This window comes from Pseudarthrobacter phenanthrenivorans Sphe3, from assembly GCF_000189535.1.
Lineage (GTDB): Bacteria > Actinomycetota > Actinomycetes > Actinomycetales > Micrococcaceae > Arthrobacter > Arthrobacter phenanthrenivorans.
This window is the reverse complement of sequence record NC_015145.1, coordinates 1,664,374-1,677,146: the sequence shown is the minus strand read 5'-3', so window position 1 is coordinate 1,677,146 and position 12,773 is coordinate 1,664,374. Positions and strand designations below refer to the sequence as shown.

The 12,773-nt window shown below is 65.2% G+C and carries 13 protein-coding genes; 2 read left to right on the top strand and 11 right to left on the bottom strand.

Annotation, left to right across the window (positions count from 1 at the left end; all coding sequences use genetic code 11):
• Positions 1–23 precede the first annotated feature (23 nt).
• Positions 24–827: a polyphosphate--glucose phosphotransferase gene (ppgK, locus tag ASPHE3_RS07740; protein ID WP_013600670.1), complete on the top strand. Its 804-nt coding sequence runs from the start codon at positions 24–26 to the stop codon at positions 825–827.
• Between the two features lie 119 nt (positions 828–946).
• On the opposite strand, the gene nrdR is transcribed toward ppgK, so the two are convergent.
• The 3 genes from nrdR to ASPHE3_RS07725 form a co-directional block, all read right to left on the bottom strand.
• On the bottom strand, positions 947–1,441 hold the full coding sequence (nrdR, locus tag ASPHE3_RS07735) for a transcriptional regulator NrdR (protein WP_013600669.1): 495 nt from the start codon (positions 1,439–1,441) through the stop codon (positions 947–949).
• 199 nt (positions 1,442–1,640) lie between these two features.
• Entirely contained in the window at positions 1,641–3,008 is a 1,368-nt protein-coding gene (hisD, locus tag ASPHE3_RS07730; RefSeq protein WP_013600668.1) for a histidinol dehydrogenase, read from the bottom strand.
• A gap of 4 nt (positions 3,009–3,012) precedes the next feature.
• Positions 3,013–3,549 (bottom strand): hypothetical protein, encoded by a 537-nt coding sequence (locus ASPHE3_RS07725; protein ID WP_013600667.1) that lies wholly within the window; start codon positions 3,547–3,549, stop codon positions 3,013–3,015.
• Positions 3,550–3,677: 128 nt separating this feature from the next.
• Between ASPHE3_RS07725 and ASPHE3_RS07720 the strand changes: the two genes are divergently transcribed.
• Positions 3,678–4,178 carry a flavin reductase family protein gene (locus tag ASPHE3_RS07720; RefSeq protein WP_041652026.1) on the top strand — a complete coding sequence of 167 codons (501 nt, stop codon included), beginning with the start codon at positions 3,678–3,680 and terminating at the stop codon, positions 4,176–4,178.
• Positions 4,179–4,242: 64 nt separating this feature from the next.
• Here the strand turns inward: ASPHE3_RS07720 and dnaE are convergent, their stop codons facing one another.
• The 8 genes from dnaE to ASPHE3_RS07680 form a co-directional block, all read right to left on the bottom strand.
• Positions 4,243–7,800 carry a DNA polymerase III subunit alpha gene (gene dnaE / locus ASPHE3_RS07715; RefSeq protein WP_013600665.1) on the bottom strand — a complete coding sequence of 1,186 codons (3,558 nt, stop codon included), beginning with the start codon at positions 7,798–7,800 and terminating at the stop codon, positions 4,243–4,245.
• A 62-nt stretch (positions 7,801–7,862) separates the two neighbouring features.
• Positions 7,863–8,789, bottom strand: a complete 927-nt coding sequence (locus ASPHE3_RS07710; RefSeq protein WP_013600664.1) for an RluA family pseudouridine synthase — start codon at positions 8,787–8,789, stop codon at positions 7,863–7,865.
• The gene (gene lspA, locus ASPHE3_RS07705) at positions 8,782–9,366 is read right to left on the bottom strand and encodes a signal peptidase II (RefSeq protein ID WP_013600663.1); all 585 of its coding nucleotides are present in this window, start codon (positions 9,364–9,366) and stop codon (positions 8,782–8,784) included. Before lspA ends, ASPHE3_RS07710 begins: the two co-directional genes overlap by 8 nt.
• 92 nt (positions 9,367–9,458) lie before the next feature.
• A complete protein-coding gene (locus ASPHE3_RS07700) occupies positions 9,459–10,148 on the bottom strand; it encodes a DivIVA domain-containing protein (protein WP_013600662.1) in 690 nt (229 codons plus the stop codon).
• A 177-nt stretch (positions 10,149–10,325) separates the two neighbouring features.
• Positions 10,326–10,616, bottom strand: coding sequence for a YggT family protein (locus ASPHE3_RS07695; protein ID WP_013600661.1), 291 nt, complete (start codon positions 10,614–10,616; stop codon positions 10,326–10,328).
• A gap of 119 nt (positions 10,617–10,735) precedes the next feature.
• Entirely contained in the window at positions 10,736–11,266 is a 531-nt protein-coding gene (locus ASPHE3_RS07690) for a cell division protein SepF (protein ID WP_013600660.1), read from the bottom strand.
• Between the two features lie 90 nt (positions 11,267–11,356).
• Positions 11,357–12,091, bottom strand: a complete 735-nt coding sequence (locus ASPHE3_RS07685) for a YggS family pyridoxal phosphate-dependent enzyme (protein ID WP_013600659.1) — start codon at positions 12,089–12,091, stop codon at positions 11,357–11,359.
• On the bottom strand, positions 12,084–12,773 hold the full coding sequence (locus tag ASPHE3_RS07680; RefSeq protein ID WP_013600658.1) for a polyphenol oxidase family protein: 690 nt from the start codon (positions 12,771–12,773) through the stop codon (positions 12,084–12,086). The genes ASPHE3_RS07685 and ASPHE3_RS07680 overlap by 8 nt, the downstream gene beginning before the upstream one ends.

Genomic DNA, 12,773 nt, shown 5'->3' with positions numbered 1-12,773 from the left:
CCACTGCCACGAACGGAAACCCATTGGCCAAGAAGGACGAGAAACCGCACAAGAACGCCCCGCTGATCGGCATCGATATCGGAGGCACGGGAATCAAGGGCGGCATTGTCGACCTGCAAAAAGGCAAACTGCTGGGCGAACGGTTCCGCGTTCCCACGCCGCAGCCGGCCACGCCGGAAGCGGTCGCCGAGGCAGTGGCACTGGTGGTTTCCGAACTGTCGGCCCGCCCGGAAGCCCCCGCCGCCGGCTCGCCTGTCGGGGTAACCTTCCCCGGCATCATCCAGCACGGCGTGGTCCACTCGGCAGCCAATGTGGACAAGAGCTGGCTCAACACGGACATCGATGCACTCCTGACCGCCCGCCTGGGCCGGCCTGTGGAGGTCATCAATGACGCCGATGCGGCAGGACTTGCCGAAGCCCGCTACGGTGCGGGCGCCGGCGTCAAAGGCACCGTCCTGGTGATCACCCTGGGCACGGGCATCGGCTCGGCCTTCATCTTTGACGGCAAGCTCGTTCCCAACGCCGAACTGGGTCACCTGGAAATCGACGGCCACGATGCCGAGAGCAAGGCATCAGCCGTGGCCCGCGAACGCGACGGGCTCTCCTGGGACGAATACAGTGTCCTCCTGCAGCGGTACTTCTCCCACGTGGAATTCCTGTTCTCGCCCGAACTGTTCATTGTGGGCGGGGGAATCTCCAAGCGGGCGGACGAGTACCTGCCGAACCTTAAGCTCCGGACCCCCATCGTGCCCGCCGTCCTCCGCAACGAGGCCGGCATCGTGGGCGCAGCCATCGAAATCGCGCTGAAGCACAAGCTCGCCAAGTAGCAGTAACCGCCAGGACGCCCCTTGGCGGGGCATCCTGGCGGTTATCCTGTTGCCGTCCAACGGCAAGGTGATGATGCCGGTGGCGGCTGCGGCTTCCCCTCCGCTGCCGCCACCGGAGCCTAGAGTGGGCTCTTCTCGGAGCTCTTGGCGGGCAGGTGACGCGCGTCATCCTCTTCCTGGCGGAGCAGGGCAATTGCCGCTTCGAAGTCTTCAAGCGATTCAAAGGCCTGGTAGACGCTGGCGAACCGGAGGTAGGCGACCTTGTCCAGCTTCTGCAGCGGACCGAGGATGACCAGGCCCACCTCGTGGGCATCGATCTCGGCGGCCCCGGAGGAGCGGATCTGTTCTTCCACTTCCTGGGCCAGCAAAGCGAGGTCGTCCTCGCTGACGGGGCGGCCCTGGCAGGCCTTGCGCACACCGTTGATCACCTTGCTGCGGCTGAAGGGCTCCCCCACGCCGGACCGCTTGATCACGGAGAGGCTGGTGGTTTCCACCGTGGTGAACCGGCGTCCGCATTCGGGGCACTGGCGGCGGCGGCGGATGGCGGAACCGTCATCGGCCATCCGGCTGTCCACCACACGGGAATCGGGATTGCGGCAGAACGGACAATACATCCTGTCTCCCTCTTCCCGTGATCCTGTTCGAAGCTGTGCAGGCGGAACACGTGCAAGCTTGATGGCAGCCAGCACAGGCTGGCCTTTCCAGTTTACGTCCCGGCCCGGGCTAATAACAAGCTTGTAACTACCACATGTTGTGGTGCCTACTACTAGATGCTGGCTTTTTCAGCCGTCACAGCCCCAGGACAGCCGGCTCTCAGGAGAACCGGGCAGTCACGGCATCACCGTGCGCCGGAAGGTCCTCCGCGCCGGACAAGCTCACAATGTGCGTGCTGACCTCGGCCAGCGCCTCCCGGCTGTAGTTAACTACCTGGATGGCCCGCAGGAACGTGGTCACATTCAGGCCCGAGGAAAAAGCTGCCGTGCCGCTGGTGGGCAGCACGTGGTTGGAGCCGGCGCAGTAATCGCCCAGGCTCACAGGGCTGTAGTCCCCCACGAAGATGGCGCCGGCATTCCGGATCCGGGCTGCAACACCGGCAGCGTCCCGGGTCATGATCTCAAGGTGCTCGGCAGCGTAGGCGTCGCAGGCGGCGATGCCCTGCTCCAGGTTGTCCACCAGCACAACTCCGGACTGCGGACCGGACAGGGCTTCGCGGACGCGCGACCCGTGTTTCGTGGCCGCCGCCTGCTGCTCCAGTTCAGTCCGTACAGCGGCCGCCAGCTCCTCGGAATCGGTAATGAGCACCGAGGCGGCCTTGGGATCGTGCTCGGCCTGGCTGATGAGGTCCGCCGCAACAAGGCGGGGCCGGGCTGTGGAGTCGGCCAGAATCGCGATCTCCGTGGTGCCGGCCTCGGAATCGATTCCCACCACGCCCTTCACCAGCCGCTTGGCCGTAGCCACGAAAATGTTGCCTGGTCCTGTCACCACATCCACCGGCTCCAGGGCCGGGCCGGCGTCTGATGCAGCCACGCCGTAGGCGAACGCGGCGATCGCCTGGGCGCCGCCGATGGCATAGACCTCCGTGATGCCCAGCAAGGCTGCGGCAGCAAGGATGGTGGGGTGGGGCAGCCCGCCGAACTCCTTCTGCGGCGGTGAGGCCAGCGCAATGGACTGCACACCGGCAGCCAGCGCCGGAACCACGTTCATGATCACGGAGGACGGGTATACGGCCAGGCCGCCAGGAACGTAGAGGCCAACGCGCGCCACCGGCACCCAGTTCTGGCTCACCAGGGCACCGTCACCGAGCTCGACGTCGATATTGCGCGGGCGCTGGCCGTCCGCAAAACGCCGGGCGCGGCTGATCGATTCCTCCAGCGCACGGCGGACGGACGGGTCCAGCCCGTCCAGCGCGGCGGAGAGGGCGTCCTGCGGAACCAGCGGATGCTCCTGCTGGACGCCGTCGAAGCGGAGGGCCAGTTCGCCCAGCGCCTCGAATCCGCGTTGCCGGACGGCGGAAATGATGTCCAGCACCTTCTCCTCGGCGTCCGCCACGGTGTGGCCCTGGGCGCGGGGCACGGCCGCGCGCAGGCCCGCGAGCGTCAGGCTCCGCCCGCGCAGGTCAACGGTGCGGAAGTCCACGACGGCGGCGGCTGGGCTGGCGGTATTCTCCGAAGAATTGGTCACCCGGCTATTTTACGGTCCCGGCAGGCGCGTAGGGCGCCCCGTGCGCGTCGCCGTCGGGCTTCTTCCCAAGCAGGTGGAGGAGCTCCAGCACGAAGACCGATATGGCAGTTGCGGCCGGCCACAGCAGCAGCACCGGCCAGGCCCGCAGCGAAAACGCGATGCTGGCGTTGGCTGAGGCGTCAACCGCCGGGCCCCAGAGGTGCGCGGCGAGGATGCCGGCCTGCCACGCCAGCACGGCACCAAGCAGGGCGCCAGCCAACCCAAGCACCAGGTCTGCCTGCGGGTCCTTACGTCTCCTGTCCGCCAGGAACACGGCAAGGAGGCACCCTGCGAAGACCAGCAGCCCGGCCAGCGTCAGGTCCCTGGGCAGCCAAACCTCGGGGTTGGTGCCGCTGCCGAAGGCAGGGTCCCTGGTGACCAGGTTCAAACCTCCGGGCGCAAGCAGCCACCAGAGGATTCCCAGCGGAACACCCGCCGCTGCAGGGACTGCGAGCAGGACCCAGGGCAGGCGGGGGCGGGAACGGAGGGCAGCTTTCGTCATGCAACAAACCTTAACAAACGTTCTTCCCCGGGATCGCCGCACCCGTATGCAACGGTTCACCAGCCGGGCCCGGGACCAATACCCTTGAAGGAGAGACACCACCAGCCAGTTCCACCCCGGGAGTTCCTGTGACAGCAAATGACGTGCCGTTCGAGCGGACGTTCAGGGAGATGTTCCGGCGCCATGCTGCCGGCGTCGCCATCATCACGGTGAACTACCAGGACCAGCCATACGGGTTCACGGCAACGTCCGTGGCCTCGCTTTCGGCACAGCCTCCGCGGTTCACGTTCAACATGGCCCGCAGCTCCAGGTCGTGGCCGGCAGTGGCAAACACCACCTACCTGGGAGTGCACATGCTGGGCCTGGAGAACCAGCAGCTTGCTGACCGGTTTGCCGGGGCGGGCAACCGCTTCGAGGGTGACCACTGGGAAGTGGGGCCCCACGGGGTGCCCATACTCAAGGACGTGGCCGGCTGGTTGATCGGCGAGGTGCAGATGCGCCTGTCGTTTGAGAACAACGCTGTTGTGGTGGTCCAGGTGGTGGACGGCCAGGTGGGCGGAGAGGGGTCCCCGCTGCTCTACCATCGCGGCGGCTACAGCCAGCCTGTCCCGCTCGACTACGAGATCTGACAGGTCCCGGCGCTGATGGCGGCCGACGACGGCGGGAGGTTCCGCCGTCGTCCGCCCACCACGGTCAGGCGTCCAGGCAGGCGGGGCCGAGGAGGACTTTCAGGTCACCAAACAGGGACGGGCTTGGGTTCACGCGCAGGTGCACCGGCAGCCCCATGATTTCCGTGCGCGTGTCCCCCTGGAGGTGCAGGCGCACCTCGGAGTTTCCGCGGTGCGTGCGGAGCACGTCGCCAAGCTCGGTAACCACGGCCTCGGTGGCCTTGTGCGTCGGCATGGTGATCACCAGCGGCCCGTTCAGTCCCTCGCTGAGGTCCGGGACGGATAGTTCCATGCAGTTCAGCGTGATGGCGCCGTCGTCGCGCTTCTGCAGCCGGCCCTTGACCACCACAATCAGGTCCTCCGCCAGCACCGACGCGATCGGGCCGTAGACCTGGCCGAAGAACATCACTTCCATGGAACCGCCCAGGTCCTCCACCTCCGCGCGGGCGTAGGCGTTGCCGCTGGCTTTGGCGATGCGCCTGCTCAACGAGGTGATCATGCCGGCGATGGTGATGATGGCACCGTCCTGTGGCCCGTCCTCGCCCAGGACGGAGGTGATGCTCATTTCCGCGTGCTGGCTCAGCAGCCCTTCCAGGCCCTGCAGCGGATGGTCCGAGACGTAAAGGCCCAGCATGTCCCGTTCGAAGGACAGCTTGTCCTTCTTCTCCCATTCCGGCAGGTCAGGGATCTCGATGCTCAGGGAGGACTCGGATTCGGCTTCCTCGAAACCGGCGAAGAGGTCGAACTGTCCGATCGCTTCGTTCCGCTTGAGCGTGATCACGGAATCGATGGCCTCTTCGTGGATCATGGCCAGGGCCCGGCGGTGGTGGCCCAGGGAGTCGAAGGCGCCGGACTTGATCAGCGATTCGATGGTCCGTTTGTTGCAGACCACGGCCGGGACCTTCATCAGGTAGTCCTTGAAGGACGTGAACGCCCCTTCGCTTTCGCGGGCGGCCACCATGGCCTCCACCACGTTGACGCCCACGTTGCGGATTGCGCCCATGCCGAAGCGGATGTCGTTGCCCACGGGCGTGAAGTTCAGGGCGGATTCGTTGACGTCCGGCGGCAGCACCGTGATGCCCATCCGGCGGCACTCGTTCAGGTAAATCGCCGACTTGTCCTTGTCGTCACCCACCGAGGTGAGCAGCGCTGCCATGTATTCGGGGGCGTAGTGCGCCTTGAGGTAGGCGGTCCAGTACGAGATGACACCGTAGGCGGCGGAGTGGGCCTTGTTGAAGGCGTAGTCGGAGAACGGCAGCAGGATGTCCCAGAGGGTTTTGACAGCCTCCATGGAGTAACCGTTGTCCTGCATGCCCTGGGAAAAGCCGGCGAACTGCTTGTCCAGTTCGGATTTTTTCTTCTTGCCCATCGCACGGCGGAGGATGTCTGCCTGGCCCAGTGAGTACCCGGCAAGCTTCTGGGCCACGGCCATCACCTGCTCCTGGTACACGATCAGGCCGTAGGTCCCGCCCAGGATCTCGGAGAGGGGTTCCTCAAGCTCGGGGTGGATGGGAATGACGGGCTGGATGCCGTTTTTCCGCAGCGCGTAGTCCGTGTGCGCGTTGGCGCCCATGGGGCCGGGCCGGTACAAGGCGAGCACGGCCGAAATGTCTTCGAAGTTGTCGGGCTTCATCAGCTTGAGCAGGGACCGCATGGGTCCGCCGTCGAGCTGGAACACGCCCAGGGTGTCGCCGCGGGCCAGGAGCTCGTAGGACGGGGCATCGTCGAGTTCCAGGTTTTCGAGGTCCAGGTCGATGCCGCGGTTCAGCTTGATGTTTTCCAGGGCGTCGGAAATGATCGTCAGGTTCCGCAGGCCCAGGAAGTCCATCTTGATCAGGCCGAGGCCCTCACACGTGGGGTAGTCGAACTGGGTGATGACCTGGCCGTCCTGGATGCGCCGCATGATGGGGATCACATCGATGATCGGGTCCGAGGACATGATCACGCCTGCCGCGTGGACGCCCCACTGCCGCTTCAGCCCTTCAATGCCCAGTGCGGTCTCGAACACCTTGGCCGCTTCCGGGTCCGTGCTGATCAGCTGGCGGAAGTCCCCGGCCTCGCCGTACCGCTTGGCTTCGGGATTCTGGATATCGGCCAGCGGGATGTCCTTGGCCATCACGGCGGGGGGCAGCGCCTTGGTGAGCTGCTCGCCCATGCTGAAGGGGTACCCCAGGACTCGGGATGAGTCCTTCAACGCCTGCTTGGTCTTGATGGTGCCGTAGGTGACGATCATGGCCACGCGCTCGTCACCGTACTTGCGCGTCACGTAGTCGATCACTTCAGGGCGGCGGCGGTCATCGAAGTCGACGTCGAAGTCGGGCATGGACACGCGGTCCGGGTTCAGGAAGCGCTCGAAGATCAGGCCGTGGCGGAGCGGGTCCAGGTCCGTGATGCGCATGGCGTACGCCACCATGGAACCAGCGCCCGAACCACGGCCCGGGCCTACCCGGATGCCGTTGTTCTTGGCCCAGTTGATGAAGTCAGCCACCACCAGGAAGTAGCCGGGGAATCCCATGGAGGTGATAACGCCAAGCTCGTAGTCGGCCTGGGCCCGGACGTTGTCGGGCACCCCGCCGGGATAGCGGTACTCCAGTCCCTTGGCTACTTCTTTGACCAGCCAGGAAGTTTCGTCCTCCCCCGGCGGGCAGGGGAACCGCGGCATGTAGTTGGCGCCGGTGTTGAAGGAGACTTCGCAGCGTTCGGCGATCAGGAGGGTGTTGTCGCAGGCGTCGGGGTGGTCGCGGAAGAGCTCGCGCATCTCCTGGGGGGACTTCAGGTAGTAGCCGCTGCCGGAGAACGCGAAGCGGGAGCCGCCGTTGTCGTAGGTGGGTTCGAGCAGGGTGGAACCGGACTGGATGGCCAGCAGGGCTTCGTGCGCCTTGGCGTCGTGCTCGTGCGTGTAGTGGAGGTCGTTGGTGGCAACGAGCGGAAGGTTGAGATCCTTGGCGAGCCGCAGCAGGTCCCCTGTGACCCGCCGTTCGATGTCCAGCCCATGGTCCATCAGTTCGCAGAAGTAGTTCTCCGCACCAAAAATGTCGCGGAACTCGGCCGCGGCTTCCAGCGCCTCGCGGTACTGGCCCAGCCGCAGGCGCGTCTGGATCTCGCCGGAAGGGCAGCCGGTGGTGGCAATGAGGCCCTCTGAGTAGGTGTTCAGCAGTTCCCGGTCCAGGCGGGGCCATTTGCCGAACACGGCATCCAGGGAGGCGATCGAGGAAGCCCGGAAGAGGTTCCGCATGCCCGCGTTGTTATAGCTGAGCAGGGTCATGTGGGTGTAGGAACCGCCGCCGGAGATGTCGTCCTTGCGCTGGTGTTCCTCGCCCCAGCGCACCCGGCTCTTGTCGCCGCGGGCCGTGCCCGGCGTCACGTAGGCTTCGACGCCGATGATGGGTTTGATCCCCTTGTCGGTGGCCTTCTTCCAGAAATCGAAAGCTCCGAACAGGTAGCCGTGGTCGGTGGTGGCGAGGGCCGGCATCCCTAGCCGCTCGGTTTCGTCGAACAGCTCGCCGAGTCGTGCCGCACCGTCCAGCATGGAGTACTCGGTGTGGGTGTGGAGATGGACAAACGAGTCGTTGCTGGAAGTCACCGGACTATTCTATGCTCCGGCCCGGACACCGCAGCGCCCGGCGTGCCCGGCCTGGCACGCCGCTAGGCCTGCCCGGACGCGAGCACTTCCAAAGCGAACGCAAGGTCCTGCGGGTAGTCGCTGGTGACCCGGACGCGTTCCCCCGTCACAGGATGGTCGAATCCCAGTTCCCGGGCGTGCAGCCACTGCCGCGTCAGCCCAAGGGTGGCGGCGAGGCGGGGATCCGCACCGTAGGTGAGGTCGCCGGCGCAGGGGTGCCGCAGCGCCGAAAAGTGGACCCGGATCTGGTGGGTTCGGCCGGTCTCCAAATGGACTTCCACCAGGCTCGCCTTGCCGAAGGCCTCCAGCACCTCGTAGTGGGTGATGGAAGGGCGGCCGTCTTCGATGACGGCGAAGCGCCAGTCATGTCCGGGATGCCGGCCGATAGGTGCGTCGATGGTGCCCACCACCGGATCGGGGAGGCCCTGCACCACAGCGTGGTAAACCTTGTCCACGCTGCGTTCCTTAAAGGCGCGCTTGAGGGCGGTATAGGCCCGCTCGGACTTGGCCACCACCATGACGCCCGACGTACCCACGTCAAGCCTGTGCACGATGCCTGCCCGCTCCGGCGAGCCGGACGTGGAGATGCGGTATCCGGCGCCGGCGAGACCGCCCACCACGGTTGGGCCCACCCAGCCTGGCGACGGGTGGGCGGCGACGCCAACGGGCTTGTCCACGACGGCGAAATCCTCGTCGTCCAGCAGGATCTTCAGGCCTTCCACAACTTCCTCCACGACTTCCAGCGGGTCCCGCCGTTCCGGCATACTGACCTGGAGGACGTCTCCCGCCACCAGTTTTGCCGACTTTCCCAGCGGCTTTCCCTTGGCGAGCACGTGGCCCTCTGCCAGGAGGGACGCAGCGACGGAACGTGAGACACCCAGGAGCGCTGCCAGGCCGGCGTCGGCCCGCGCTCCCCCGAATTCCTCCGTGACAACCATGCGCTCAGGCATCCTTGGGCTTCTCCTTGGGCTTCTCCTTGGGTTCGGACGTAAGCCGGCTCCCGTCCAGCGTTATGCCGCGAAGGGTCAGGATGCAGATGATGGCCACGGCGGAGACCACCGCTGAGTCGGCGATATTGAAAATCGCAAAGTTGGGGAGCTGGATAAAGTCCACCACGTGCCCCATCCCGAAGGACGGCTCCCGGAACAGGCGGTCGGTAAGGTTGCCCAGTGCTCCGCCCAGGAGCAGGCCCAGCGCCAGGGACCACCACACCGAACCCAGCTTGCGGACCTGGAAAAGGATGGCGATGGCAACGGCGGCCATGATGATGGAAAACACCCAGGTCACGTTCTCGCCAATGGAAAATGCGGCACCGGAATTCCGGATGAAGTACCAGTGCAGCAGGGGCGGGATCACGGGGATCCGCTCGCCTTCCACCATGGAGGAGGTTACCCACAGCTTTGTAAGCTGGTCCAGGACATAGGCGAAAAGTGCGAACCCCGCAAACACGGACATCAGCACAGCCCGGCGCGGACGCGGGGATGGTGGGACAGGGCGTGCGGAGTCCGCAGCAAGTTCGTCAGTCATGGTGCTTTCATTCGTAAAACCGGGAGTTCATGCCAAAAGCCGGTGGCCGAGGAATCCTCAGCCACCGGCTTTCAGAATACGTGCTTGACAGACTAGTTGGCTTCGCTGACCTCAGGGGTGGCCACTGAACCGCGGGCGTCCAGGTCGCGGAGCTGGCCTTCGATGTAGGCCTTCAGGCGTGAACGGTAATCGCGTTCGAAGCCGCGGAGCTGCTCCACCTTGCGTTCCAGGACGGAGCGCTGCTGCTCGAGGGCGCCAAGGATCTTGCGGGACTTCTCCTGCGCGTCGTTGACCAGGCTGCTGGCTTCGATCTGCGCCTCAGCGATGATCTTGTCCTTCTGTGCCTGGCCGTCAGCGACGTGGCGGTCGTGCATCTGCTGGGCCATGGCCAGCAGGCCGGCAGCGGATTCGGCGGAAGGCGTTGCTGCGGACGGCGTGGCGGCGACGGGGGCTGCAGCCGCGGGGGCGGCCGGCTGGATGTCCTTCTTCTTTGCCGCTTCGGCGGCCTTGGCCTCAGCCTCAGCCTTTTCGCGTGCCTCGTCCTTGTCTGCCTTGGCGGGCGCGGGAACCTTCTCCACTACGGGAGCGGAAGCCGAGCTGGCAGGAACGCTGGACCCGGCTTCGGCGAGCTTCTTGCGAAGTTCGTCGTTCTCCTGGTTCAGGCGGCGGAGCTCCACAACGATCTCGTCCAGGAAGTCATCAACTTCGTCCTGGTCGTAGCCCTCACGGAACTTGGTCGGCTGAAAGCGCTTGTTGACAACGTCTTCTGGCGTCAAAGCCATCTGGTCACCTCACTGGTCTAGTTAGTCAGTAGGCCTTCCGGCCGTCAAAACTACGGTACCTAAATTTGGTCTGGTTACTCTAATTCAACACTGCGGTGTCAAACGCGAGTTTTCTTCGCTTTGCAGTAACTGTTCCCGGAAGGGTCCGCCCTGCGCTGCTAGGTCTATTTCGGGCGATCAGGAGGCCAGGCCCCTGGTGACGCTCATCGCGATGCTGACGGCGATGAACAGGATCAGGAATCCGAGGTCCAGCGAGATGCCGCCCAGACGAAGGGGCGGGATCATCCTGCGCAGCACCTTAAGTGGCGGGTCGGTGATCGAGTACACGGCATGGGCCACCACCAGCGCGACGCCCCGTGGCCGCCATTCCCGGGCGAACATCTGCACCCAGTCGAATACCAGCCGGATGATGAGGGCAACAAAGAACAGGAGCAAAGCGAGATAGACAAGTCCGAAAGCGATTCCCATGACTTATTTCATATCTCCATGTCCATGTACGTACCCGGCGTCCTGCCGATGTGTCCCGTCTATTTCAGCACAGATGCCAGGCAGGTGTCCCTGCCTGGCATCTGCGTACAGCGTGATGTTCAGCTTTGGTTGAAGAAGCTGGCCTGCGTTTCACTGGCCTTCTTGTCATCGCCGATGACTTCAACGTACGACGGCGACAGCAGGAACACCTTGTTGGTCACCCTCTCGATGCTCCCCCGGAGTCCGAAGACAAGGCCTGCCGAGAAATCCACCAGGCGCTTGGCGTCAGCCTCGCCCATGTCAGTGACGTTCATGATCACCGGAATGCCATCCCGGAAACTCTCGCCGATGAGCTTGGCGTCGTTGTAGGAGCGGGGGTGGATGGTGGTGATCTGGCGGAGGCCGCTGGTTTCTTCGCGGCTCGAGGCCGCACGTTTGATGGGGGTCACTGGCGCGCGGTATTCCTCTTCGGGGGTGTAGGACGCTTCGCGGCTTACCTCGCGGACGGGTGCAGGTGCACGGCGCTCCTCGCGGTCAGCTTCCATCGTTTCGTCCTCATCCTTACGTGTGGTCTGTTGCTCGGGCTCGTAATGCTCATCGCCGTCGGCGAGCCCAAGATAGATCATTGTCTTGCGCAGAGCGCCGGCCATGGTCGACTCCTAATCGTGTCCCGTAAGCGGGCCGCCCAATGACTTGACAGCACTGGAGTCCCCCGCCCATCACTTCCAATAGGACCGACGCTACCCCACGGCGGGACGTGATCCGAGAATATCGGAACCGATTCGCAGGTGTGTCGCCCCAAAGGCTATGGCAGCTTCGAGGTCCTGGCTCATGCCGGCGGAGATGGCCGTGGCTGCGGGATGCTGCGCGACCAGCTGTGCGGAGACGCCGGCAAGTTTTTCAAAGGCGGGCTCCGGCGGGGCGCCCAGCGGGGCAACGGCCATGACGCCCGCCAGGCGCAGGCCTTCGGCGGCGGCTATCGCATCCGCCAGGAGCGGCACCTCCGCCGGCATTGCGCCGCCGCGGTGCGTGCCGGCGTCGTCCTCCAAACTGACCTGGATGAAGCAGTCCAGAGGCGCCCGCCCGGTACGCTCCTGCTCCTTCTGGACGGCCTTCGCCAGCGCTTCCACCAGCTGCAGCCGGTCCACCGAGTGGACAGCCGAAGCATAGCGAGCCACCGATTTGGCCTTCTTGGTTTGCAGCTGGCCCACGAAGTGCCAGGTAAGTCCGCAGTCAGCCAGGAGTTCGGCCTTCGCTGCGGCCTCCTGGTCCCTGTTCTCGCCCACGTCCGTCACGCCCAGCGACGCCAGCCGGCGGATGTCCCCGGCAGGATGGAACTTGGTGACCACGATCAGTGTCGGCAGCGGGCCCACCCGCCCGGCGGCTGCGGCAGCTGAACTGATGCGGCCCTGGACGGCGGTCAGCCGCCCGGCCAGCTCCGCCGTTCGTGCGTCGCCGTTGAGGTGATCACTCATGGCACCAGACCAAACCGGCAAAACGTCCGGTGTCCTTGGCGCGGCGGTAGGAGTAGAGCGAGTCCGTCTCCAGCGTGCAGGGCCCGGCGTATTCCACGGGGACCCCGGCCTGCTCAAGCTGGCTGCGCGCGCCGGCCGGCAGGTCCAGCCCGGGAGTACCCCAGGATGTGGTGGACCAGGCGGCAGGTACAGCGCCGGCCACCTCGTCCCGGAGGGCTGGCGGTACCTCGTAGCAGCTCCCGCAGATGGAGGGGCCCAGCCAGGCACGTACTCCAGTGGCACCAAGGGACTTCATCGTTTCCAGCGCTGCCGGAATAACGCCGCCGGCAACGCCCGGCCGCCCTGCGTGGACGGCCGCCAGGACCGGCCCGTCCGCCGAGTTTCCGGCCAGCAGGACGGGAATGCAGTCCGCAACCATGACAGCGAGCGGGAGGCCGCGCGACACGATGCCGTCAGCCTCCGGCGTCCCACTTCCCTGGTCCAGGACGGTCACGTTGGTTCCATGCACCTGGTTCATGAACCTCAGGCTGCCCGTCCCCACCCCCATGGCAGCTTCGAGCTGTTCACGGCGGTGCCCTACCTCACCCGGGTTGTCTCCTACATGCAGGGCCAGGTTTCCGGCGCTGCTGTCAGTGAACGCCGCCGAAACTCCGGGAAGAATCTCGGCGCGCCAGTGGAACAA